This window comes from Pseudaestuariivita atlantica (genome assembly GCF_001205715.1).
GTDB lineage: Bacteria > Pseudomonadota > Alphaproteobacteria > Rhodobacterales > Rhodobacteraceae > Pseudaestuariivita > Pseudaestuariivita atlantica.
Genome location: NZ_AQQZ01000001.1, coordinates 216,031 through 237,509 on the forward strand (window position 1 = coordinate 216,031; position 21,479 = coordinate 237,509).

The following is a 21,479-nucleotide window of genomic DNA, read 5'->3' on the forward strand; positions in this document are numbered from 1 at the left end:
GTCGCACACGTCTCGCAAGAACGATTCTCGCGCGTTTCAGTTGAATTTTCTTCGCTTTGCGTCATTTCTTGTTCCCGATGGGAATGATGACGGGTCGAATATCCAACCGGACGCGACGTCATGCGCTGAATCGAGGTGGAAAATGATGATGAGTTTCCCATAACCGTACCTTCCGCCATCCGATACTCCCGCATAACGAGAACACTCAGGACATTACGGCAATGACGTTGGACAGTTTGATTTTCGACGAGATCGATGGCCCGAAAGTGCGCGAGGCCGTGCAAAGACATTTGCGTGCCATGGAGCGCGAGGGCGGTCAGCAGGCGACGAGCAACGCCTTGGCCGCCGCTGCCGGGCTGGTCGAATTTGCCGCCTATGAACTGGCGCGCGACAAGGGATCGGATACGGTGTCGCGGTTGATCCTGCTGTCGGCGGAGCTCGACCGCGTGGCCGCCGAATATGCCGAGGCCGGCTGACCGCACGACGTTCTCGTCGAATTTCGGATTTCTCGCCAAATGCCGATTGACGCCGCCCTGTGCTTGGCCTAATCAGCACGCCACGCGCGGTTGTAGCTCAGTTGGTTAGAGTACCGGCCTGTCACGCCGGGGGTCGCGGGTTCGAGCCCCGTCAACCGCGCCACTTCTTCTCCAGACATCGCAGACATGTTCCGGCTTGGTGGCGCAGCGCGTTTGCGCGTGGCGCAACCGGAATTTGCCAAAGCCCGACGACCCGTGCGCGAACGCGCCGGTGCGGGGCTGTTTGACGACCGATTTCCGGGGTGGGATGGTGCTGCTGGAGAGAATTGAACTCTCGACCTCTCCCTTACCAAGGGAGTGCTCTACCTCTGAGCTACAGCAGCCCGCGTGGGCGGCGTGTTAGACGCAAATCTCACGCACCGCAAGCGGTCAAATCGTGAAAAAGCTCGGGCGTGGCGCGGGGGCGGGGCGGCTTGTTCTGGACGCTTGCGCGCGCCTGCGGTACCACGGCCCACATGAGCAGAACCCCGGACACGCCCAAGGACCGGAAAGAGCCCGCAACCCGCGACGAGCGGTTGAAAGCGGCGCTGAAGGCAAACCTGGCGCGCCGCAAGGCGCAGGCGCGGGTGCGGGGGGACACGGGAGGCAAACCTCCGAAGACAGGTCAGGACTGAGTACATGGATTCGATCATTGTCACGGGTGGCGGCGCGCTGAACGGCCAGATCCCTATCGCGGGGGCCAAGAACGCGGCGCTGACGCTGATGCCCGCCACGCTTCTGAGCGAGGAGCCGCTGACGCTGACGAACATGCCGCGGCTGAGCGATATCCGCACGATGACGGCGCTGTTGTCGTCGCTGGGCGCGGAGGTGTCGGCGCTGGCCGAAGGGCAGGTGGTGGCGATGTCGTCGAAGACGATCAGCAACCACACCGCCGATTACGACATCGTGCGCAAGATGCGGGCGTCGAACCTCGTGCTGGGGCCGATGCTGGCACGCGAACACCGCGCCGTCGTGTCGCTGCCTGGCGGGTGCGCGATCGGCGCGCGCCCGATGGACATTCACACCGTCGGGCTCGAGGCGCTGGGTGCCGAGATCGAGTTGAAGGACGGCTACCTGCACGCCAAGGCCCCCGGTGGCCTGAAAGGCGCGGTGCACGAGTTGCGCTTCCCCTCCGTCGGCGCGACCGAGAACCTTGTCATGGCGGCGACGCTTGCCAAGGGCACGACGGTTCTGAAGAACGCCGCGCGCGAGCCTGAAATCGTCGACCTGGTGGCGTGCCTGAAGAAGATGGGCGCGCAGATCGAGGGCGAGGGGACCTCGACCATCGAGATCCAGGGCGTGGACCGGCTGCACGGTGCGACCCACCCCGTCGTCACCGACCGGATCGAACTGGGCACCTACATGCTGGCCCCCGTGATCGCGGGTGGCGAGGTCGAATGCCTTGGCGGGCGCATCGGGTTGATCGAGGCGTTCTGCGAAAAGCTCGACGCGGCGGGCGTGTCGGTGACCGAGACGGAAAAGGGCCTGAAGGTCGCGCGCAAGAACGGGCGCGTGAAGGCCGTGGACGTCACGACAGAGGTCTTCCCCGGCTTCCCCACCGACCTGCAGGCGCAGATGATGGCGCTGATGTGCACGGCGGACGGGGTGTCGGTGCTGGAGGAAAAGATATTCGAAAACAGGTTCATGCACACGCCTGAACTGGTGCGCATGGGCGCGCGGATCGATGTGCATGGCGGGACAGCGACGGTCACGGGCGTCGAGCGGTTGAAGGGTGCGCCGGTCATGGCGACCGACCTTCGCGCCTCGGTTTCGCTGATCCTTGCGGGGCTTGCGGCGGAAGGCCAGACCACGGTGAACCGGGTCTACCACCTCGACCGCGGGTACGAGAAGATCGAGGAAAAGCTGGGCGGCGTCGGTGCCCGGATCGAACGGGTGCGGGCCCAGTGACGGGGGACGCGCGGTTCGAAGACGGGCGGGAACGCCCCGTCAACCTCGGCGCGATGGATGTCGAGGACCTGCAGGTCCTGTCGGCGCTGGTGCAGGACGCGGTCCTGTCGGGCGCGGACCTGAAATGGGTGCGCAAGGATCGCCAGTTCGTCGCGCTTATCAACCGCTTCCGATGGGAAGAGGGCCGGGCCGAGGCTGAACGCGTGCGGTCCCTGCTGGTCGTGTCCGACGTGGTTGCCGTGGCCAGCCAGGGCATCGCGCGAGACGGAGACACGGTGCTGTCGCTTCTGTCCGTCTCGTTCGAGCCGGGCGAGGACGGGACAGGTTACGTGCACCTGACGCTTGCCGGCGACGGCGCGCTGCGGATCACGGTCGAGGCGCTGGACGTGCGGCTGAAGGACGTGACGCGCCCCTATGCCGCGCCGTCGGGCAAGGCGCCGACGCACCCGGAGTGAGCCGAGCCGCGCATCGGCGGGCCGCGGTGCGGCGATCCACCGGTTGTGCTGTCTCTCTTTATGTTGGCCATACCCGCAATAGGCTCGGACAAGGCGCGTGCGGCGGCCAAATCGCCGTGCCGGGGGGCGGCCCGGCGATGCGCGGCGGCCTTCGGCCTTGATTCCGCGCAGGCAAGGCTCAGGTGTCTTGGTGTCACACCCGCTTGAGACGCCCCGCGCCCTTTGCTAACCCCGCCGGGACATGGAAGGACGTCCGATGCCCCAGTTCCTCGACACGCGCGACGCTGATTTCGAACCCCGGTTCCGGGCGCTTCTGGCCGCCAAGCGGGAAGACAGCCCCGACGTGGATGCCGTCGTCGCGGGCATCATCGACGATGTGCGCAATCGTGGCGATGCCGCCGTGCTGGAGCTGACCGAAAAGTTCGACCGCGTGACGCTGACGCCCGAAACGCTGCGCTTTTCGTCCGACGAGATCGCCGCGGAGTGCGCGAAGGTTGCGCCCGAGGACAAGGCGGCGCTCGACCTCGCCGCCGAACGCATCCGCGCCTACCACGTCCGCCAGATGCCGCAGGACGCGCGCTGGACCGATCCCGACGGGGCAGAGCTTGGCTGGCGCTGGACCGCCGTAAGTGCTGCGGGCCTTTACGTGCCGGGTGGTCTTGCCTCTTACCCGTCATCGGTCCTGATGAACGCGATCCCCGCCAAGGTCGCGGGCGTCGAACGGCTGGCGATCACCGTGCCCACGCCCGACGGCGCGGTGAACCCGCTGGTTCTTTACGCCGCGCACACGGCGGGGGTGGATGAAATCTATCGCATCGGCGGCGCGCAGGCCGTGGCGGCCCTCGCCTATGGCACCGACACCATCGCGCCGGTCGACAAGATCACCGGCCCCGGCAACGCCTTCGTCGCCGCCGCCAAGCGGCGGGTCTTCGGCAAGGTCGGGATCGACATGATCGCGGGCCCGTCGGAAATCCTCGTGATCGCCGATGGCGACAATGACCCCGACTGGATCGCACTCGACCTGATGAGCCAGGCCGAACACGACGAAAGCGCGCAGTCGATCCTGATCACGACCGATGCGGAGTTTGGCAAGGCCGTCGCGCAAGCCGTTGAAAAGCGGCTGGAAACGCTGGAACGTCGTGCCATCGCGGGTGCCAGCTGGCGCGATTTCGGCGCGATTGTCACCGTCGCCTCGCTGGACGAGGCGGTGGCGCTGAGCGACCGCATCGCGCCTGAACACCTTGAACTCTGCGTCGCCGATCCCGACGCCCTGTCCGACCGCATCCGCCACGCCGGCGCGATCTTCATCGGCCAGTGGACGCCGGAAGCGATCGGCGATTACGTCGGCGGGCCGAACCACGTGCTGCCCACGGCGCGGTCGGCGCGGTTCTCCTCCGGGCTGTCGGTCATGGACTTCCTCAAACGCACGACGCTTGCCAAGATGACGCCCGACGCGCTGCGCGCCATCGGCCCCGCCGCCGAACGGCTGGCGGCCTCGGAAAGCCTCGAAGCGCACGGGTTGAGCGTGACCGCGCGGCTGGAACGGCTGAACCGGTGAGGGGGCTGCCCATCACCTTCATCATCATTCCCGTCGCCCTGGCGGGTCTGGTCTGGGGCCTGTCACCTGACGCGCCCGATCTGATGTCCCGCGTGATGCTGGCCGCGGCGCTTGGCCTGCTTGCTCAGCCCGCGCTGGAAAGCAGCGCCGCCGGGGCGGAAACCGGGGAAACCGGGATCGCCTCCCGGATCCTCAACCCCGTCCGGTGGCTGTTCGTCTGCACGGTGGTTGCGTTTTTCGTGGCTCTGACCGCGCTTGCGACGTGGACGGGGGACGCGATCACGCTCGATGACCTGCGTGAATCAGCCGTTACCGGGCTGATCATCGGCGTCGTTACCGGGTTCCTTCTGCCACGGCGCTTGCCCCACGCCGCCCGCGTCTATGACCTCGACCGTCCGGCATCGGGCAGCCTGCTGGGGCGGTTCGTGGTCTATGGCTGGCCTATCGCTGCGACGGCGATCATCGTCGGCGTCACGCTCGACCCGCCCGAGGGCGGGTGGAACGGCATCTACCCGCTGTTCCAGATGGTGTTTCTGCCCTTCCTCGTGATGTACCACCCCCACCGGGGCAACCTTGTGCGGAACTGGCCGGTCCACGCGCCGCGGATCCTCGGCTTTATCCTGCTGATCGCGGCGCTGATCGTCGCGGCGTAACGGATTGCCAATGCGGATATGCTCCGCTACGCCTCGTGCCAGTTACAGGAAACGGTCCCATGTCCCGCATCGTCGATATCGCGCTGGATGACAGCAACCTCGCCCCGCCCACGCCGGAAATCGAGCAGGAGCGGAAGGTGGCGATTTTCGATCTTCTGGAAGACAACAGCTTTGCCCTGCCGGCAAAGACCGGCCGCGACGTGCCGCCGGGCCCTTTCAAGCTGGACCTCGCGATCCGCGAAAAGCGCCTGGTCTTCGACGTGAAGACCGAGGCCGACGCCCCCGCGGCCGAGTTTCACCTGTCCCTGTCGCCCTTCCGGCAGGTGGTGAAGGATTACTACCAGATCTGCGAAAGCTATTTCGACGCCGTGAAAACGGCCGCACCGGCGCAGATCGAAACCATCGACATGGCCCGCCGCGGCATCCACAACGAGGGCGCGCGCATCCTCGAGGAACGGCTGGAGGGCAAGGTGGAGATCGACGGCGACACGGCCCGGCGCCTCTTCACGCTGGTCTGCGTCCTGCATTTCGGGGGCTGATCGATGCCTGCGGACCAGCCCATGCCCACGTCGGTGCTGTTCTGCTGCGATCACAACGCCATCCGCTCGCCCATGGCCGAGGGGATGATGAAGCAACTCTACGGCACCGGGACCTACGTGCAGTCGGCGGGCGTACACAACGACCTTGAAATCGACGGGTTCGCCATCGCGGTCTGCGCCGAACTGGGGGTCGAACTGTCGCGGCACCGGTCGCGTTCATTCGACGACATGGAAGAATGGGGCGATGACCTTGGCTCGTTCGATCTTGTCGTCGCCCTGTCGCCCGCCAGCCAGCGGCGGGCGCTGGAGTTGACGCGGTATTTCCACCTCGACGTGGAATACTGGCCGATCATGGACCCGACCGGCGTGGGGGAGACGCGGGAGGCCAAGCTGCGCCAGTACCGCGAGGCGCGTGACCAGATCCGCGAGCGCCTGATCGCGCGGTTCGGCACGCCGGAAGGAGGGTAGGGGATGGACCTGATCCGCCGCTATTTCGTCGCGTTCAACGCGGGCGATATCGACGGGATGATCGCCTGCCTTGATCCGCAGGTGGCGCATCACGTGAACGAGGGCGCGGTGCGCACGGGCACCGACGCCTTCCGCGAATTTTGCGCCCACATGTCCCGCTGCTACCGCGAAACGCTGACCGACATGGTGGTGTTCGAGGCCGAAGGCGGCACCCGCGCCGCTGCCGAATACGTGGTGAACGGCACCTACCTCGCCACCGACGATGGGTTGCCCGAGGCGGCGGGCCAGACCTATCGCCTGCCGGCGGGGTCGTTTTTCACGGTCGCGGACGGGCGCATTACGCGGGTCGTGACCTATTACAACCTTGCCGACTGGATGCGGCAGGTGGCCGGATGATCCGGGTCGAGGTGCTGACCGGCGCGGCGCTGCAGGATGCGCTGCCGGACGTCGCCCGCCTGCGCATCGGTGTCTTCCGCGAATGGCCGTACCTCTATGACGGCGACACGGCCTATGAAGAGCGCTACCTGCAAAGTTACGCGACCAGCGAGGGCGCGATCGTCGTTGCGGCGATGGACGAGGACGAGATCGTGGGCGCCGCCACCGGCATGCCCCTGCGCCACCATGCCGAGGAGTTCGCGGGCGCGCTCGACGGCTCCGGCCTGCCGCTGGACAACGTGTTCTACTGCGCCGAAAGCGTGCTTCTGCCCGAATATCGCGGGAAGGGGCTGGGCCATTCCTTTTTCGACATGCGCGAAAACCATGCCCGCGCGCTGGGTCTTGGCCACTCGGCCTTCTGCGCGGTGATCCGCGATCCCGATCACCCCGGACGGCCCGAGGCGTATCGCCCGCTCGACGGGTTCTGGCGCAAGCGCGGCTATGCCCCGATCCCCGGTGCCGTGGCGCGGTTCGACTGGAAGGAAGTGGGGCTGGCGCGGCCCACCACGCAATCGCTGCAATTCTGGGCGCGGGCGCTGTGATGCGTGTTGCGACGGCGGCATACCCAATGGATTTTCTATCCGATTGGCAGGGTTACGCGACAAAGCTCACCCATTGGGTGAGCGAGGCCGCGGGGCAGGGCGCAGGGCTTCTCGTCTTCCCGGAATACGGCGCGATGGAACTGGCGACGCTCGCCGGGGCCGAGGCGGCGGGTGATCTGGAAGCGTCGTTGCATGCCGTTTCGGAGCGGATCCCGGACGCGGACGACCTGCATTCCGATCTGGCCGCGCGGTTCGGCGTGCACATCCTTGCGGCGTCGGCCCCGGTGTTTGACGGCGGCGCGCGCCCGGTCAACCGCGCGCGGTTCTTCGCGCCGGGCGGCGGGCGGGCGCACCAGGACAAGCAGATCATGACCCGGTTCGAGCGCGAGACATGGGACGTCGTGCCGGGCGGCCCGCTCGCGCTGTTCGACACCGCGCTGGGCCGGATCGGCATCCTCATCTGCTATGACGCCGAGTTCCCGCTGCTGGGTCGCGCGCTTGCCGAGGCCGACCTGATCCTCGTGCCCTCCTGCACCGAGGCGGCCTCGGGCTATGCCCGCGTCCGGATCGGGGCGCAGGCAAGAGCATTGGAAAACCAGTGTGTTACGGTCATGTCTTCAACCGTTGGATCAGCGGCATGGTCCCCGGCGGTGGACGAAAACACCGGCGCGGGCGGCGTGTTCGGCCCGCCCGATACGGGCTTTCCGTCCGATGGTGTGCTGGCGCTGGGCAAGCAAAACAAACCCGGCTGGACCTATGCCGATGTCGCGCCGGAGGCGATCGCGCATGTGCGGCGCGACGGCGTGGTGCTCAACGCGTCCCACTGGTCCGAGCAATCAGGTCGTGACGCCACGCCAAAGCTCATCACACTGCGCTGAAATTGCCAGTTTTTCCTTGATTTGCGGCGCTGATCGGCCCATTTACGCCCCACGGGCGGCACTGCCGCCGGCAATCAAGGAGAGACCATGGCCAAGGAAGATACGCTCGAATTTCCCGGTGTCGTCAAGGAACTCCTGCCGAATGCGACATTCAGGGTCGAGCTTGAAAACGGCCATGAAATCATCGCTCACACGGCGGGCAAGATGCGCAAGAACCGCATCCGCGTTCTGGCAGGCGACAAGGTGCAAGTCGAAATGACGCCCTATGACCTGACCAAGGGCCGCATCAATTACCGCTTCAAGTAAGGCGCGTGGCTGCACGCGCCCCTCGCTGACATGACCCGGTTGATCCTTGGCTCCGCCTCGCCCCGGCGGCTGGACCTGCTTGCGCAGATTGGCGTCGTCCCCGACGACGTGCGCCCGCCCGAGATTGACGAGGACCCGAAGCCGGCTGAGTTGCCGCGCGCCTACAACATCCGCATCGCGGCTGAGAAAGCCGCCGTGGTCGAGGCCGCGCCGGACGATATCGTGCTGTGCGCCGATACCACCGTCGCGCTGGGCCGTCGCATCCTCGGCAAACCCGGCGACGCGGACGAGGCGGCGGCGTTCCTGCGCATGATGTCCGGGCGGCGGCACCGGGTCATCACTACGGTCGCGGTGAAGCGCGGCGATCAGCTTTGGACCCGCCCGGTGGAGAGCCGCGTGAAGATGAAAACCCTTTCGGACAACGAGATCTCGGGCTACCTCGCCACCGGCGACTGGCAGGGCAAGGCGGGCGGGTACGCCATCCAGGGGCCTGCGGGCGCGTTCATCCCGTGGATCTCGGGATCGTTCACCGCCATCGTCGGACTGCCCGTGCACGAGACGGCCAACCTGTTGCAGGCGGCGGGTTACCCGCTGTGGCGGCCATGAAGGGCGCGCTGATCTGTCTCGACCACCTCGGCGGGCGCGAGGCCGCCGCGCGGATGGTCGACGGGCGGCTGGAGGACCTGTTCATCGCAAGCGACGCGCCGCGCCCCGGCGCGATCTATGCCGCGACGACCGGAAAGCCCGCCAAGGGGCAGGGCGGCCTCTTCCTCGATGCGCCGGGGGCAAAGCTGTTCCTGCGGCAGGGCAAGGGGATCGGGCCGGGCGAGGTGCTGAAGGTGCAGGTCACGAGCCATGCCGAACCGGGCAAGGCGATCCCCGTCACCCCGCGCCTGCTGTTCAAGAGCCGCTACGTGATCGTCACCCCCGACGCGCCGGGCATCAACGTGAGCCGCGCGATCCGCGACGAGGACCGCGCCGAGGACCTGCGCGGCATCGCTCACGGCGTGACCGAAGGCGTGCACGGCCTGATCCTGCGCTCGGCCTGTGCCGAGGCCGAGGATGGCGAGATCGTCGAGGATATCGCGGCGATGGAGGCGCTGGCGGACGAGGTGCTCGCCGCCCCCGCCGAACCGGCGCTTTTGCATCCGGGCGACGGGCCGCACGTGCTGGCATGGCGCGACTGGACGGACCCGGCAGAGATCGACACCGCCGACGGCTCTTTTGCCGAACGGGGTGTGCTTGATGCGCTGGAAGACCTGCGGTCGCCGCGGGTCGAGCTTGACGGTGGCGCGTCGATGTTCGTCGAACCCACCCGCGCGCTGGTGGCGGTGGACGTGAACACGGGCCGCGACACCAGTTTCGCCGCCGGGCTGAAAGCCAACCTCGCCGCGGTGCGCGACCTTCCGCGCCAGTTGCGGCTGCGGGGGCTGGGCGGGCAGGTCACGCTCGACCTCGCGCCGATGCCCAAGAAGGACCGCCGCACCGTGGAAAGCGCGCTGAAGGCCGCGCTGCGCGCCGACGGGGTCGAGACGAACGTGGTGGGCTGGACGCCCTTGGGCCATCTTGAACTGCAACGCGCCCGCGCCCGCACGCCCATCCTGCCGCTCTTGCCGAAGGAGTAAGCGCCCATGTCCTGCCCGATCTGCGGAGACGCGACCTCACCCACGGTGCGCCCCTTCTGCTCGCGCCGCTGCGCCGACGTGGATCTCGCGCGGTGGCTGGGCGGGACCTATCGCGTGGCGGGACGCGATGGCGAGGCCGAGGGCGTGGTCGAGGATGCGGACGCACCGCCGCGCACGCACTGACCCCCGTGACAGAACGCCTCCCGTGGCACCGCTTGCCCCTTGCCGCGCGGAACCCTAGTTTGCCGCCAAAACAGGATCGGATCGCATCATGGCCGAGAAACGCAAACTGTTCGAAGAGGTCGGCGACGCGCCCAAACCGCAGGCGACAGCCGCCGGCGTGATCGACCGGGGCCGCACCTATGCCCGTGGCGCGATCCGGCTGTGGCTGATGCTGCTGTTCGCGCTGGTCGTGGTGATGATTTCCGTTGGCGGCCTGACCCGGCTGACCGACAGTGGCCTGTCGATCACCGAATGGGCGCCCGTGTCGGGCGCTCTGCCCCCGATGAGCGCCGAGGCCTGGGATGCCGAGTTCGAGAAATACAGGGCGATCCCGGAATACCAGTTGCAGAACAAGGGCATGAGCCTGTCCGAGTTCAAGGTCATCTATTGGTGGGAATGGGGCCATCGGCAGCTGGGCCGGGTGATCGGCCTTGTCTGGGCGCTGGGCTTTTTCGGGTTCCTTCTGTTGCGCAAGATCCCGCCGGGCTGGACCGGGCGGCTCTTGCTGCTGGGGGTACTGGGCGGCGCGCAGGGTGCGATCGGCTGGTGGATGGTGTCGTCGGGCCTGACGGGCACGATGCTCGACGTGGCGTCCTACCGGCTGGCGACGCATCTGGGGCTTGCCTTCGTCATCCTCGGCTTCATCGCGTGGTACACCTTTGCGCTGGGCCGCGAAGAGCGTGACCTGATGCAGGCCCGCCGCTCGGGCGAGCGGGCGCTGTTCGGCATGGGCACGGGTCTGATGCATTTCGCCTTCCTGCAGATCCTGCTGGGCGCGCTGGTGGCCGGGATCGACGCGGGCCGCACCTATACCGACTGGCCGCTGATGGCGGGACAGTTTTTCCCCGCCTATGCCTTTGAACTGGAGCCCGTCTGGCGCAACTTCTTCGAGGACGAGGGCCTTGTACAGTTCATGCACCGGATGGCGGGGTACCTGCTGTTCCTGTTCGGGATCGGTGTCTGGATGCGGTCGCGCCGGTCGCCCAACGGGTCCACGCGGTTCGCCTTCAACGCGGTCTTCGCCATGCTGATCGTGCAGATGGTGCTGGGCGTGGTGACCGTGCTTTATGCCGCGCCGCTGCATATCGCCATCGTGCACCAGCTGGGCGCGGTGGTGCTGTGGGTCCTGATCCTGCGGGCGCGGTTCCTCGCGCGTTATCCGCTCACCCAATCCATCCGGGGGTAGTCACCGATGTCGGCCTATGACGCGCTGATGGCGCATGTTCGGGAAACGCAGGCGCTGGCACAGGTGGCCGGCAGGCTGGGCTGGGACCAGCAGACGATGATGCCGCCCGGCGCCGCGCACCAGCGGGGCGAGGAGATGGCGGCGATGGAAGGCGTGCTGCACGCCCGCCGCGTCGACCCGCGCGTGGGCGAGTGGCTGGCGGCCATCGACCCCGCCGATCTGGACGCGGTCGGACAGGCGCAGGTGCGCGAGGTGCGCCGCGCCTTCGACCGGGCGACCCGCGTCCCGGCGGACCTTGCCGCCGAACTGGCGCGCAAGACGACCGCCGCCCACATGGCATGGGCCGCCGCGCGGGCCGAGGACGATTTCGCCGCCTTCCGCCCGCACCTCGAAGAAGTCGTGGCACTGCGCGTGCGCGAGGCAGAGGCGCTGGCCGATGGTGGCGGCGACCACTACGACGCGCTGCTGCAGGATTACGAACCGGGCATGACCGCGGCAGAGATCGCGGCGATGTTCGACGGCATGCGCCCGGACCTCGTGGAGTTGCGCAAGACGGCTCTCGACGCCGCGCCCGCGCCGGAACTGACCGGCAGCTTCGACGAGGATCTGCAATTGGCCGTGTCGACCCGGCTGGCGCAGACCTTCGGCTATGACCTGCAGACGGGCCGGATCGACAAGGCGCTGCACCCGTTCTCGTCCGGTTCGGGGCAGGACGTGCGGATCACCACGCGCACCGCGCTGCGCGATCCCTTCAACTGCTTCTACTCGACCATCCACGAGGTCGGGCACGCGACCTATGAGCAGAACATCGACGACGCCTTCCTGCTGACCCCGCTGGGCAACGGCGTGTCGATGGGCGTGCATGAAAGCCAAAGCCGCATCTACGAAAACCAGCTGGGCCGCAGCCGCGCCTTCACCGGCTGGCTTTACGAGGTGATGCGCGACACGTTCGGCGATTTCGGGGTCGCGGATGCGGATGCGTTCTATCGCACCGTGAACGCCGTGCGGCGCGGATATATCCGGACCGAGGCGGACGAGCTGCAATACAACCTCCATATCATGCTGCGCTTCGACCTCGAACGTGCGATGCTGGCGGGTGACCTGCCCGTTGCGGAGCTTGAAACCGCGTGGAACGACCGGTTCGCGGCCGATTTCGGGTACGCGGTCGACCGCGCCTCGAACGGGGTGTTGCAGGACGTGCACTGGTCCGAAGGGCTGATCGGGTATTTCCCGACCTACAGCCTTGGCAACGTTTATGCCGGGTGCCTGTTCGAAGCGATGCGCGCGGACCTGCCCGATCTGGATGCCTCGCTGGCGCAGGGGGAGGTCGGACCGGCGCTGACATGGTTGCGCGAGGCGCTGCAGGTGCATGGCGGGTTGCGCACGCCCCGCGACTCGATTGCCCATGCCTGCAAGGGGGCCGCGCCCTCGTCCGCGCCGCTGATGGCTTACCTGCGCGACAAGTTCACCGCGCTCGCCGCCTGAGGTGCGAGACGAAAAAAGGGCGGGGGATTTGCATCCCCCGCCAAGTTGCGCCGGTAGGCGGCGAAGCGGAACATATGGGCATATCTACATCAAACCGCTCCAACCCCGACGAACCAGTGAAAAGGTGCCTCCGCCGATGACGGTCAGCCACAGGAGGGATGTCAGACCGACACTGCTGAGGAGAACCTGCATCGCCGTGGCCTGGTGAGTGAACATTCCCGGATCAACCGGGAGTCCGATCCACAGGAAATGCAGGCCAAGGTATACCGCGCCGAAGGCGGCGACCACGCGCGTCCGGATCCCGAGGGCGATCCAGATGGCAAGCGCGGCGAGCAGGTACACGTCCGCGCGGTCGAGCAATTCGATCCCGGTGGACATGTTGAACGGGCCCGCGCGGTTCATTCCGGCGGCTCCGTTGGGGAGGCCCAGCATCTTGAGAAGGGTCAGGGTGCCAAGGGAGGTGGCGCCGACCAGTCGCAATGCCAGACTCAAAGTCGCTGTATCCAGTTTCATTCTGCCTGCCTCGAAATGTGACCTGTTGTTTTTCTCGATGCTAGGTCACTTGCCCCGCGGGCCACTAGCCCATCGCGTGTGCAGCCCATGTTTGCATGGATGCAATCAGCTGGTCGGATTGCCCGCGAGGGACGATTTCAGCCATGTCACGATGTCCCGAAGGACGGGATCGTGCCGCCGGCTTTCATGGAAACATATCCAGACGGGCATCTGTATTTCCTGGAAACCCGGTTGCTCGACAAGGTGCGGATAGCGTTCGGCGTATCGCTTGGGCAGGACCGCGGCGAGCGGCAGGCGTTCCATTGCCTGACGTGCGACGTTCAGCCCGTGCACGGTGAACCGCGCCGGGCGGCCAAAGACACCTTCCAACTGATCGGTCCATTCCTGCTGGTTGGGTCCGATGACGATCCTGATCCATTCCTCCGTTCGCTCCTTGTGGAAGCGGCAGGTATAAAGCGCCAGTGTTTCCACCAGCAGTTTCGAGCGCACGACACGCCCTTCGGTCGGTTCCTGGTAGGTCAGGGCAAGGTCGGTTTCGCCCAAGGCAAGGCTTTGCGGAAACATCGATATATCGAAGTCAACAGCCGGAAAGTCGGTGATCAAGTCTTTCAGAATCCTCATGATTTCGGTCTGAAGGATCGTCAGATCGGCACTGATCCTGAAATGCGTCTGACCCAGAACCACGTCGCGGTTCTGCATGACCGCCATCAGGTTCGCTTCCACGTCCTCGGCCAGCTTGAACATCGCCTCGGCCAGCGGGGTCATGCTCCAGTGCTGGCCGTCACGGATGAAAAGCTGCGCGTCCAGTTCCACCGACAGCTTCTCGATCCGGCGTGAAACCGTTGCTGTATTCGTCCCGAGCCACTTTGCCGCGCTCGACATCGTCTTGTGTCTGCCAAGAGCCAAACAGAATTTCAGATCGTCCCAGTTATCCACCTTGATGCCTTCCCCCGGTTTATTCACGGCACTCGCACAGGATAGGGTCAGATTGGGTCCAACACACCGCAGAAACAAGCACTTGCGCCCCATGCCATTGCACCCTTCCAATGCCGCACTGACGAGTTTGCAACAATCGCGTCACCGGGGTAGCAGCACGCTCAAAAGCGGATTTACACGTCTCGAAAGGATATGATGGGCGCGTATCACCTGCCGCCAGCGCGCTTTTGGGGCGTCACCTGATACAGATCCGGACAGCCCGTTCCGGGCAGATTGTCGGCAAGTCGTCGAAATCCGCGAAAATTCCAAAATGGGAATTGCAAAAAAAGGCGGGCGCTTTCCGTCCACTATGCTCGTGCGCCGGGATGTCTTCACCGGGTTGATTCAGTCCTCGGGCGATGTGCGTGTGAGGACCATGCGCCGCTCTGCCCGCCCGGTGTATCGAGTATCCCCGGATACGATGCGCCGGCGCGGTTTTTCACCGTGACTTCCGTTGTGCCGTGTTTTACGGTCATGGCTCAACAATGAGTAAGAGGTTTCCATGTTTACCAATGCCCGTATCTTGACCTTGTCGATGTGTATCGCTGCAGGTGCCGCACATGCTCAGGTCGCCCAGACAGGCGTCGTCGGTACGACTGACGACCCGGTCTACACGACGCTTGTCCAGGGTGCAGACGGCAACTTGTACGAATGTCTTCCTGAAATCGAAAACCGTGATGGCCAGAAGGTTCGCAGGTGCCGCCCGCAAGGTGTGGTTGCGGCCAATTCCTCGGATCCGTTCGCGGGCATCACCGGTACCGGCGGCGGTGTCGGGGTCGGCGTTGTCGGTCTAATTCTTGCCGCGCTGGCCGTTGGTGCCAGCAGCAGTTCGACAAATTGATCTGACGGAATCGAGTGGGTGACATCACCCACTCGATTTATCGGTGTCAGTTGTCAGGCTCGTCATCCTCGCCCTGTTCGGCGATCCAGGCGACCGACACGACCTCTTCACCCTTGCCGGTGTTGAACACCTTGACCCCGCCCGCACTGCGGGAGCGGAACGAGATGCCGTCGACCGGAACCCGGATCGACTGGCCTTTCGAGGTGGCAAGCATGATCTGGTCGTCCATCTCGACGGGGAAGGACGCGACAAGCTCGCCGCCGCGCATTGCCTTGTCCATCGCCGCCACGCCCATGCCACCGCGCCCGCGCACCGGGTAGTCATGGCTGGAGGACAGTTTGCCGGTGCCCTGCGCGGTGATGGTCAGAATCAGGTTTTCGGCTGCGGACATCTGGGCATAGCGTACCTGCGGAAGCTGTGCGTTGGCATTGCCCTCTTCATCGTCCGGTGCCTCGGTATCGTCGGCCAGCCCCGCCATGGCGCGACGCATCTTGAGATAGGCCGCGCGCTCGTCGGCCTCGGCCTCGAAATGGCGAATGACAGACATCGATACCACCGTGTCGCCGCCGCCCAGCTTGATCCCGCGCACACCGGTCGAATCGCGGCCCTTGAAGACCCGCACGTCGGTTGTACGGAAACGGATCGCGCGGCCGGAATTGGTGACAAGCATCACATCGTCATCTTCGGTCGCAATGCGCGCGTTCACGAGGCTCACGTCTTCGGGCAGTTTCATCGCGATCTTGCCGTTGGACCGCACGTTGGTGAAATCCGACAGCGCGTTGCGGCGCACGTCGCCCGCCGAGGTGGCGAAGACGATCTGCAACTGGTCCCATTCATCCTCGTCCCGGTCGACCGGCATGATCGCCGCGATCGACACGCCCTGCGGGATGGGCAGGATGTTGACGACCGCCTTGCCCTTGGCCGTGCGCGAGCCCTGCGGCAGCCGCCACGTCTTCAGCTTGTAGACCATGCCGTCGGTCGTGAAGAACAGAAGTTGCGTGTGGGTGTTGGCGACGAACAGGGTGGTGACGACGTCGTCATCCTTGGTCGACATGCCCGACAGCCCCTTGCCGCCACGCTTTTGCGCGCGGAAATCGGCCAGCGCGGTGCGCTTGATGTATCCCGACTGGGTGACGGTGACGACCATGTCCTCACGCTCGATGAGGTCCTCGTCCTCCATGTCGCCCGACCATTCGACGATCTCGGTCCGGCGCGGCACGGCGAACTGGTCCTTCACCTCGCGCAACTCGTCGGCGATAATCCCCATGATCCGGTCGCGGGACGACAGGATTTCAAGGTATTCCTTGATCCGGGCGGCAAGCTGTTCCAGCTCGTCCGTGACTTCCTTCACGCCCAGTTGCGTCAGGCGCTGCAGCCGCAGGTCGAGGATCGCGCGGGCCTGCACTTCGGTCAGGTTATAGGTCCCGTCGTCGTTCATCTTGGACAGCGGATCGTCGATCAGGCGCAGGTAGCTTTCGATCTCTGCCGCGGGCCAGCGGCGCGTCATCAGCTTTTCGCGGGCCTCGGCGGCATCGGCACTGGCGCGGATCGTGGCCACGACCTCGTCCACGTTCGACACCGCCACGGCGAGGCCGCACAGGATGTGAGACCGCTCGCGCGCCTTGCGCAACTCAAACGCGGTGCGGCGGGCGACCACGTCCTCGCGGAAGTCGATGAACGAGGTCAGGAACCGCCGCAGGGTCAGTTGCTCGGGCCGGCCGCCGTTCAGCGCCAGCATGTTGCAGCCGAACGAGGTCTGCATCGGCGTGAAACGGTAAAGCTGGTTCAGCACGACCTCGGCCGTGGCATCGCGTTTCAACTCGACCACGACGCGCACGCCGTTGCGGTCGGATTCATCCTGCACGTGGGCCACGCCCTCGATCTTCTTCTCGCGCACGGCTTCGGCGATCTTTTCGATCATCGCGGCCTTGTTCACCTGGTAGGGGATCTCGTCCACGATGATCGCCCAGCGGTCCTTGCGCAGTTCCTCCATCCGGGTCTTGGCGCGGATGATGACGCTGCCGCGGCCTTCAAGGTAGGCCTTCCGCGCGCCCGAACGGCCCAGCATGATGCCGCCGGTCGGGAAATCGGGGCCGGGCACGTACTGGATCAGGTCCTCGGACGACAGGTCTGGCTCTTCGATCAGCGCCAGCGTCGCGTCCACGACCTCGCCCAGGTTGTGGGGCGGGATGTTGGTGGCCATGCCCACCGCGATGCCGCCCGCCCCGTTGACCAGCATGTTGGGAAAGCGCGCGGGCAGGACCGTCGGTTCGCGGTCCTTGCCGTCGTAATTGTCCTGAAAGTCGACGGTGTCCTTGTCGATATCGGCCAGCACAAAGGCGGCAGGCTTGTCCATCCGCACCTCGGTGTACCGCATGGCGGCGGGGTTATCGCCGTCCATCGACCCGAAGTTGCCCTGGCCGTCCAGCAAAGGCAGCGACATCGAGAAATCCTGCGCCATCCGCACCAGCGCGTCGTAGATCGCGCTGTCGCCGTGCGGGTGGTACTTGCCCATCACGTCGCCCACGGGCCGCGCCGACTTGCGGTAGGACTTGTCGTGGGTGTTGCCGGTTTCGTGCATCGCGTACAGGATGCGCCGGTGCACCGGTTTCAGCCCGTCGCGCAGATCGGGGATCGCGCGGCTCACGATCACGCTCATCGCGTAATCGAGGTAGCTGGTCTTCATCTCTGCCGTGATCGAGATCGTGGGCCCGTCATAGGCCGGGCGCTCGGGGCGGATGTCGTCGTCTTCGGGGGTGTCGGTCAACGGGAAACGGCCTGCAGGTTCTTCAGGATTTGGTTGTGTGTTCTTCTACCATCCCCAAGATGATGGGACAAACGGCAAATGCAGGGAAAATCGCATTGTCGGGGAATGATTTGGACGCAGATCGCGTTATGTGTATGGTGGAACGACCTGACGGGCCGAAAACCATGAACCTGATCCCCCCGATCAACATCCAGGATGCGGAAGTCTTCGAAGACATCCGCGGCACGGCCCAGGCGTTCACCATATCGCTGCTGGCGGGCACGGACGACTGCGTGAAGGTGCTGGACGCCGACGGCAACCTCACCTTCATGTCCTGCAACGGCATGCGCGCGATGGAGATCGACGATTTCGAAGCGTTGCGCGGCGCGCCCTGGCCCAACCTGTGGCCGGAAGAGAATCGCGCGCTGGTGGCGAAAGCGGTGGAAGAGGCGCGCAACGGCAATTCCGCCGAGTTCGAGGCGACCTGTCCGACCGCCAAGGGCGCGCATCGCGTCTGGGCCGTGACGGTGATCCCGGTGATGAATGACAGCGGCACGGTCGAACGGATCATGGCCTCGTCCCGCGACATTACCGAACGCGTGACGCTGGCAGAGGACCTGCACCGCAAGAAGGACGAAGCCGAAAAGCGCCTTGCCGAGGTGGAGGCGCTTCTGGCCGAACGCGACCACCTGATCGCCGAGATGGACCACCGGGTGAAGAACTCGCTTTCGCTGGTGTCGACCATGATGCGGATGCAGCAGCGCGACCTGCAAGACGAGGCCGCTGTATCGGCGCTCGACGCCGCGGCGATGCGGGTGATGGCAGTCGCGCGGGTGCATGAAGGTTTGCAGGAGCGCAAGCAGGACCGCACCGTCGATGCCTCGGACTACGTGCGCAAGCTGATGGACGACCTGTGCAGCGTGATGGGCAACGACAACCGGGTGAGCCTGTCGCTTGCGCCGGGGCTGATGGTGGCGGGGGCCAAGGCCTCGCATCTCGGCCTGATCGCGGTCGAACTGGTGCAGAACGCGATCAAGCACAATCCCGACCGCGAGGTGCTGGTGTCGGTCTCTCTTGACCGGGTGGGCGAGGAGGAGGCGACGCTCAGCGTCACCGATGCGGGCGCGGGCCTGCCCGACGGGTTCGACCTGATGCGCGACGGCGGGCTTGGCCTGACGGTCTGCGTGTCGGGTGCGTCGATGCTTGGCGGCGAACTGACCGCCGAGAACCGCGATGACGGCACCTGTTTCAGCGTCCGGTTCGATACCGGGGTCGGCGCGCCCGCGTGATCGCGGACGCCGCCGCGCATGGCGTCAGGGGATGATGCGGGTATACTTGGTGCCCTCGATCGTGGCACCCAGCCGCAGCCCGGCCTGACCGAAGACAACCGCGATCACCGGGTCAAGCGCCGTCGTCGTTTCCGCCTTCAGCGTCTCGCCCCGGTCGGGGAAGGCGTATTCGATATCCGCGCCGGCGGCCCAGCCGGGCGAGCGCCGGAAATCGGCCAGCGCTTCTTCGGTCATGAAGAACAGGACGTGGCTGTATTGCTGCCCGCCGATCTGCAAACCTGCACTGGCGCGCGTGGCCGAGTAGTAATCCACCGTCACGTCGTTGATCCGCAGCGCGCCGCGCCCGAAGGCACCGCCGATGCCAAGCCCCGCCTCGGTGATCAGCGGCATGACCAGCATGCCCGTCGATTTCGCTTCGAGCGTGCGCATGTTGGGATATTCGCTGAACAGGTTGGCCAGCGTGGCGTCGACGCGCGCGTCGATTGTGGAGGCGTTGGTATTGCCGATGCCGTTGCCGCAGCCCGCCAGAACGGCGGTTGCACCAAGGGCGGAAAGCGCGAAAGCGCGCCGGGTGATATGGGTCATGGCCTGTCTCTTACCGCTCGATGTCTCGGATGGCCCGGTCTTGCCGCCGGGCTGACAGGGGCAACATAACGCGGGCGATCGCTCCTGTCACGCGGGCAGACGCGCCATGTGCGGATTGACGCCCGCCTCAGGCCAGCGCGCGGGCGACGCGCGGTGCGAAATAGGTCAGGATGCCGTCGCAGCCTGCGCGTTTGAAGGCCTGCAGGCTTTCCATCATCACCCGGTCGCCGTCGATCCAGCCGTTCTGCGCCGCCGCCTCGATCATCGCGTATTCGCCCGACACCTGGTAGGCGAAGGTGGGCGCGCCGAACGTGTCCTTGGCGCGGCGGCAGATATCGAGGTAGGGCTGGCCGGGTTTGACCATCACCATGTCCGCGCCTTCGGCCAGGTCGCGCGCGATCAGGCGCATCGCCTCGTCACTGTTGCCCGCATCCATCTGGTAGGTGGTCTTGTCGCCCTTCAGCGCACCGCTGGCCCCCACCGCGTCGCGGAACGGGCCGTAATAGGCGCTCGCGTATTTCGCGGCATAGGACATGATGCAGACCTTCTGGTGCCCCGCGCCTTCCAGCGCGCCCCGGATCGCGCCGATCCGCCCGTCCATCATGTCGCTCGGCCCGATGATGTCGCAGCCCGCCTCGGCCTGGCTGAGGGCCTGTTTCACCAGCGCCTCGACGGTTTCGTCGTTCACGATCTCGCCGTCCACCACGAACCCGTCATGCCCCGTCGCCGAATAGGGATCGAGCGCCACGTCGGTCATCACCGCGATATTCGGCACGGCGGCCTTGATCGCGCGGGTCGCCGTGTTGCTCAGGTTGTCGGGGTTCCACGCCTCGGCACAGTCGAGCGTCTTCTTGGACGGATCGGTATAGGGAAAGAGGCAGATCGCGGGGATGCCTAGGTCGGCAGCCTCCTGCGCGGCCTCGACCACCTTGTCGACCGACCGGCGCACGACGCCGGGCATGGACACCACCGGTTGTTCCACACCCTCGCCATCGACGACGAAGACGGGCCAGATCAGGTCGGCGGCGGTGACCACCGTCTCCTGCACGAGGTCGCGAAGCGCCGGCGTCGCGCGCAGGCGGCGAAACCGGGTTGTGGGGTAGGGGGCGAAGGTGGGGTGCATTTGACGGGCCGGTTCTCTTGCAGACTGCCCGATTGGGTGGCATGGAAAGGGCCTTGGAAACAAGAGGGGCTGTCCCGCCGGGTCCGGCCCCCTCGCACTGAGGTGGCACTTGGACCTGGGCCTGCGCATCTTTGAAGTCATCGACATGCGGTCGTTCTCGAACCTGTGGTTCTGGATCGCGCTGGCGGTGATGTGGTCGACAGCCAGCCACTGGGTACTAGGTGTGCCCTTCGACATGGTGTCACGCGCCCGCCGCAACGGGGGCGAGGCGCAGGACATCCTTGAAACGATGGTCAACATCAACGTGAACCGCATCCTGTATATCTCTGAAGTCTCGGGGATTTCCCTGCTGACGCTGACGTCCTTCCTGCTGTCGGGGCTGGCGGTTCTGGGCTTTTTCTATGGCGTGGAATTCGCGCAGGCGGTGTTCCTTTTGCTGTTGCCGCTGGCGCTTCTGACGCTTCTCAACATCCGCACCGCGCGGGTCATCAACTCCGCGGGCCTCACGGGCGAGGCACTGCGCCGGCAATTGTCGATCCACCGGGTCTGGGTGCAGGCGATGGGGGTCGTGTCGATCTTTGTCACCGCGCTCTGGGGGATGTTCCAGAATCTCAGCTACGGGGTGATCTGAC

25 protein-coding genes and 2 tRNA genes are annotated in these 21,479 nt (G+C 65.7%); 21 read left to right on the forward strand and 6 right to left on the reverse strand.

All coding sequences use genetic code 11. The features are described 5' to 3' along the window. The first annotated feature begins 221 nt into the window (after nucleotides 1-221). Together ATO11_RS01065 and ATO11_RS01070 are read left to right on the forward strand one after the other, a co-directional pair. Nucleotides 222-476 carry a hypothetical protein gene (locus ATO11_RS01065; RefSeq protein WP_050528980.1) on the forward strand — a complete coding sequence of 85 codons (255 nt, stop codon included), beginning with the start codon at nucleotides 222-224 and terminating at the stop codon, nucleotides 474-476. Between the two features lie 86 nt (nucleotides 477-562). Further along, nucleotides 563-639 (forward strand) — tRNA-Asp (locus ATO11_RS01070). Between the two features lie 145 nt (nucleotides 640-784). Here ATO11_RS01070 and ATO11_RS01075 read toward each other — a convergent pair. After that, nucleotides 785-859, reverse strand: a tRNA-Thr gene (locus tag ATO11_RS01075). A gap of 132 nt (nucleotides 860-991) precedes the next feature. On the opposite strand from ATO11_RS01075, the gene ATO11_RS21990 reads away from it, so the two are divergent. The 16 genes from ATO11_RS21990 (at nucleotide 992) to ATO11_RS01150 (ending at nucleotide 12,775) form a co-directional block, all read left to right on the forward strand. Further along, a complete protein-coding gene (locus tag ATO11_RS21990; RefSeq protein ID WP_165586908.1) occupies nucleotides 992-1,150 on the forward strand; it encodes a hypothetical protein in 159 nt (52 codons plus the stop codon). Between the two features lie 4 nt (nucleotides 1,151-1,154). Further along, nucleotides 1,155-2,423: a UDP-N-acetylglucosamine 1-carboxyvinyltransferase gene (gene murA, locus ATO11_RS01080; protein ID WP_050528981.1), complete on the forward strand. Its 1,269-nt coding sequence runs from the start codon at nucleotides 1,155-1,157 to the stop codon at nucleotides 2,421-2,423. Further along, nucleotides 2,420-2,878: a DUF2948 family protein gene (locus ATO11_RS01085; RefSeq protein WP_050528982.1), complete on the forward strand. Its 459-nt coding sequence runs from the start codon at nucleotides 2,420-2,422 to the stop codon at nucleotides 2,876-2,878. Before murA ends, ATO11_RS01085 begins: the two co-directional genes overlap by 4 nt. Before the next feature lie 256 nt (nucleotides 2,879-3,134). Then, complete coding sequence (gene hisD, locus ATO11_RS01090) at nucleotides 3,135-4,436, forward strand: histidinol dehydrogenase (protein WP_050528983.1); 1,302 nt, start codon at nucleotides 3,135-3,137, stop codon at nucleotides 4,434-4,436. Further along, nucleotides 4,433-5,089 (forward strand): hypothetical protein, encoded by a 657-nt coding sequence (locus tag ATO11_RS01095; protein WP_050528984.1) that lies wholly within the window; start codon nucleotides 4,433-4,435, stop codon nucleotides 5,087-5,089. The genes hisD and ATO11_RS01095 overlap by 4 nt, the downstream gene beginning before the upstream one ends. 59 nt (nucleotides 5,090-5,148) lie before the next feature. Continuing rightward, on the forward strand, nucleotides 5,149-5,628 hold the full coding sequence (locus ATO11_RS01100; RefSeq protein ID WP_050528985.1) for a UPF0262 family protein: 480 nt from the start codon (nucleotides 5,149-5,151) through the stop codon (nucleotides 5,626-5,628). Between the two features lie 21 nt (nucleotides 5,629-5,649). Continuing rightward, nucleotides 5,650-6,096, forward strand: coding sequence for an arsenate-mycothiol transferase ArsC (locus ATO11_RS01105; protein ID WP_242601323.1), 447 nt, complete (start codon nucleotides 5,650-5,652; stop codon nucleotides 6,094-6,096). Nucleotides 6,097-6,099: 3 nt separating this feature from the next. Then, nucleotides 6,100-6,492, forward strand: a complete 393-nt coding sequence (locus ATO11_RS01110) for a ketosteroid isomerase-related protein (RefSeq protein WP_050528987.1) — start codon at nucleotides 6,100-6,102, stop codon at nucleotides 6,490-6,492. Next, nucleotides 6,489-7,073, forward strand: a complete 585-nt coding sequence (locus tag ATO11_RS01115; RefSeq protein WP_050528988.1) for a GNAT family N-acetyltransferase — start codon at nucleotides 6,489-6,491, stop codon at nucleotides 7,071-7,073. Before ATO11_RS01110 ends, ATO11_RS01115 begins: the two co-directional genes overlap by 4 nt. Then, entirely contained in the window at nucleotides 7,073-7,951 is an 879-nt protein-coding gene (locus ATO11_RS01120; protein ID WP_050528989.1) for a carbon-nitrogen hydrolase family protein, read from the forward strand. The genes ATO11_RS01115 and ATO11_RS01120 overlap by 1 nt, the downstream gene beginning before the upstream one ends. Nucleotides 7,952-8,038: 87 nt before the next feature. Beyond that, nucleotides 8,039-8,257, forward strand: coding sequence for a translation initiation factor IF-1 (infA, locus tag ATO11_RS01125; protein ID WP_005978431.1), 219 nt, complete (start codon nucleotides 8,039-8,041; stop codon nucleotides 8,255-8,257). Between the two features lie 30 nt (nucleotides 8,258-8,287). Continuing rightward, on the forward strand, nucleotides 8,288-8,863 hold the full coding sequence (locus tag ATO11_RS01130) for a Maf family protein (protein WP_050528990.1): 576 nt from the start codon (nucleotides 8,288-8,290) through the stop codon (nucleotides 8,861-8,863). Further along, on the forward strand, nucleotides 8,860-9,882 hold the full coding sequence (locus tag ATO11_RS01135; RefSeq protein ID WP_050528991.1) for a ribonuclease E/G: 1,023 nt from the start codon (nucleotides 8,860-8,862) through the stop codon (nucleotides 9,880-9,882). The genes ATO11_RS01130 and ATO11_RS01135 overlap by 4 nt, the downstream gene beginning before the upstream one ends. A 6-nt stretch (nucleotides 9,883-9,888) precedes the next feature. Continuing rightward, entirely contained in the window at nucleotides 9,889-10,065 is a 177-nt protein-coding gene (locus ATO11_RS01140; RefSeq protein WP_050528992.1) for a DNA gyrase inhibitor YacG, read from the forward strand. Between the two features lie 88 nt (nucleotides 10,066-10,153). After that, the gene (gene ctaA / locus ATO11_RS01145) at nucleotides 10,154-11,290 is read left to right on the forward strand and encodes a heme A synthase (RefSeq protein WP_050528993.1); all 1,137 of its coding nucleotides are present in this window, start codon (nucleotides 10,154-10,156) and stop codon (nucleotides 11,288-11,290) included. A 6-nt stretch (nucleotides 11,291-11,296) separates the two neighbouring features. Next, nucleotides 11,297-12,775, forward strand: a complete 1,479-nt coding sequence (locus ATO11_RS01150) for a carboxypeptidase M32 (RefSeq protein WP_050528994.1) — start codon at nucleotides 11,297-11,299, stop codon at nucleotides 12,773-12,775. Between the two features lie 84 nt (nucleotides 12,776-12,859). On the opposite strand, the gene ATO11_RS01155 is transcribed toward ATO11_RS01150, so the two are convergent. Both ATO11_RS01155 and ATO11_RS01160 read right to left on the reverse strand, forming a co-directional pair. Continuing rightward, on the reverse strand, nucleotides 12,860-13,288 hold the full coding sequence (locus ATO11_RS01155) for a hypothetical protein (RefSeq protein WP_050528995.1): 429 nt from the start codon (nucleotides 13,286-13,288) through the stop codon (nucleotides 12,860-12,862). A 105-nt stretch (nucleotides 13,289-13,393) separates the two neighbouring features. Next, nucleotides 13,394-14,317 carry a LysR family transcriptional regulator gene (locus ATO11_RS01160; RefSeq protein WP_082176077.1) on the reverse strand — a complete coding sequence of 308 codons (924 nt, stop codon included), beginning with the start codon at nucleotides 14,315-14,317 and terminating at the stop codon, nucleotides 13,394-13,396. Nucleotides 14,318-14,765: 448 nt separating this feature from the next. Between ATO11_RS01160 and ATO11_RS01165 the strand changes: the two genes are divergently transcribed. Continuing rightward, nucleotides 14,766-15,104 (forward strand): hypothetical protein, encoded by a 339-nt coding sequence (locus ATO11_RS01165; protein WP_050528997.1) that lies wholly within the window; start codon nucleotides 14,766-14,768, stop codon nucleotides 15,102-15,104. Between the two features lie 46 nt (nucleotides 15,105-15,150). Here the strand turns inward: ATO11_RS01165 and gyrA are convergent, their stop codons facing one another. Then, the gene (gene gyrA / locus ATO11_RS01170; protein ID WP_423212694.1) at nucleotides 15,151-17,790 is read right to left on the reverse strand and encodes a DNA gyrase subunit A; all 2,640 of its coding nucleotides are present in this window, start codon (nucleotides 17,788-17,790) and stop codon (nucleotides 15,151-15,153) included. 245 nt (nucleotides 17,791-18,035) lie between these two features. On the opposite strand from gyrA, the gene ATO11_RS01175 reads away from it, so the two are divergent. Beyond that, nucleotides 18,036-19,139 carry a sensor histidine kinase gene (locus ATO11_RS01175; protein ID WP_050528999.1) on the forward strand — a complete coding sequence of 368 codons (1,104 nt, stop codon included), beginning with the start codon at nucleotides 18,036-18,038 and terminating at the stop codon, nucleotides 19,137-19,139. A gap of 24 nt (nucleotides 19,140-19,163) precedes the next feature. Here the strand turns inward: ATO11_RS01175 and ATO11_RS01180 are convergent, their stop codons facing one another. Together ATO11_RS01180 and hemB are read right to left on the reverse strand one after the other, a co-directional pair. Further along, nucleotides 19,164-19,724 (reverse strand): lipid-binding SYLF domain-containing protein, encoded by a 561-nt coding sequence (locus ATO11_RS01180; RefSeq protein ID WP_050529000.1) that lies wholly within the window; start codon nucleotides 19,722-19,724, stop codon nucleotides 19,164-19,166. 127 nt (nucleotides 19,725-19,851) lie between these two features. Then, complete coding sequence (gene hemB, locus ATO11_RS01185; protein ID WP_050529001.1) at nucleotides 19,852-20,847, reverse strand: porphobilinogen synthase; 996 nt, start codon at nucleotides 20,845-20,847, stop codon at nucleotides 19,852-19,854. A 109-nt stretch (nucleotides 20,848-20,956) separates the two neighbouring features. Here hemB and ATO11_RS01190 point away from each other — a divergent pair, with 109 nt between their 5' ends. Then, nucleotides 20,957-21,478, forward strand: a complete 522-nt coding sequence (locus ATO11_RS01190; protein WP_050529002.1) for a hypothetical protein — start codon at nucleotides 20,957-20,959, stop codon at nucleotides 21,476-21,478. Nucleotide 21,479 lies beyond the last annotated feature (1 nt).

Coding starts and splice junctions, on each gene's coding strand:
- ATO11_RS01065 (WP_050528980.1), top strand. CDS start 222: ATGACGTTGGACAGTTTGATTTTCGACGAGATCGATGGCCCGAAAGTG.
- ATO11_RS21990 (WP_165586908.1), top strand. CDS start 992: ATGAGCAGAACCCCGGACACGCCCAAGGACCGGAAAGAGCCCGCAACC.
- murA (WP_050528981.1), top strand. CDS start 1,155: ATGGATTCGATCATTGTCACGGGTGGCGGCGCGCTGAACGGCCAGATC.
- hisD (WP_050528983.1), top strand. CDS start 3,135: ATGCCCCAGTTCCTCGACACGCGCGACGCTGATTTCGAACCCCGGTTC.
- ATO11_RS01100 (WP_050528985.1), top strand. CDS start 5,149: ATGTCCCGCATCGTCGATATCGCGCTGGATGACAGCAACCTCGCCCCG.
- ATO11_RS01105 (WP_242601323.1), top strand. CDS start 5,650: ATGCCCACGTCGGTGCTGTTCTGCTGCGATCACAACGCCATCCGCTCG.
- ATO11_RS01110 (WP_050528987.1), top strand. CDS start 6,100: ATGGACCTGATCCGCCGCTATTTCGTCGCGTTCAACGCGGGCGATATC.
- ATO11_RS01115 (WP_050528988.1), top strand. CDS start 6,489: ATGATCCGGGTCGAGGTGCTGACCGGCGCGGCGCTGCAGGATGCGCTG.
- ATO11_RS01120 (WP_050528989.1), top strand. CDS start 7,073: ATGCGTGTTGCGACGGCGGCATACCCAATGGATTTTCTATCCGATTGG.
- infA (WP_005978431.1), top strand. CDS start 8,039: ATGGCCAAGGAAGATACGCTCGAATTTCCCGGTGTCGTCAAGGAACTC.
- ATO11_RS01130 (WP_050528990.1), top strand. CDS start 8,288: ATGACCCGGTTGATCCTTGGCTCCGCCTCGCCCCGGCGGCTGGACCTG.
- ATO11_RS01135 (WP_050528991.1), top strand. CDS start 8,860: ATGAAGGGCGCGCTGATCTGTCTCGACCACCTCGGCGGGCGCGAGGCC.
- ATO11_RS01140 (WP_050528992.1), top strand. CDS start 9,889: ATGTCCTGCCCGATCTGCGGAGACGCGACCTCACCCACGGTGCGCCCC.
- ctaA (WP_050528993.1), top strand. CDS start 10,154: ATGGCCGAGAAACGCAAACTGTTCGAAGAGGTCGGCGACGCGCCCAAA.
- ATO11_RS01150 (WP_050528994.1), top strand. CDS start 11,297: ATGTCGGCCTATGACGCGCTGATGGCGCATGTTCGGGAAACGCAGGCG.
- ATO11_RS01155 (WP_050528995.1), bottom strand. CDS start 13,288: ATGAAACTGGATACAGCGACTTTGAGTCTGGCATTGCGACTGGTCGGC.
- ATO11_RS01160 (WP_082176077.1), bottom strand. CDS start 14,317: ATGGGGCGCAAGTGCTTGTTTCTGCGGTGTGTTGGACCCAATCTGACC.
- ATO11_RS01165 (WP_050528997.1), top strand. CDS start 14,766: ATGTTTACCAATGCCCGTATCTTGACCTTGTCGATGTGTATCGCTGCA.
- gyrA (WP_423212694.1), bottom strand. CDS start 17,790: ATGAAGACCAGCTACCTCGATTACGCGATGAGCGTGATCGTGAGCCGC.
- ATO11_RS01175 (WP_050528999.1), top strand. CDS start 18,036: ATGAACCTGATCCCCCCGATCAACATCCAGGATGCGGAAGTCTTCGAA.
- ATO11_RS01180 (WP_050529000.1), bottom strand. CDS start 19,724: ATGACCCATATCACCCGGCGCGCTTTCGCGCTTTCCGCCCTTGGTGCA.
- hemB (WP_050529001.1), bottom strand. CDS start 20,847: ATGCACCCCACCTTCGCCCCCTACCCCACAACCCGGTTTCGCCGCCTG.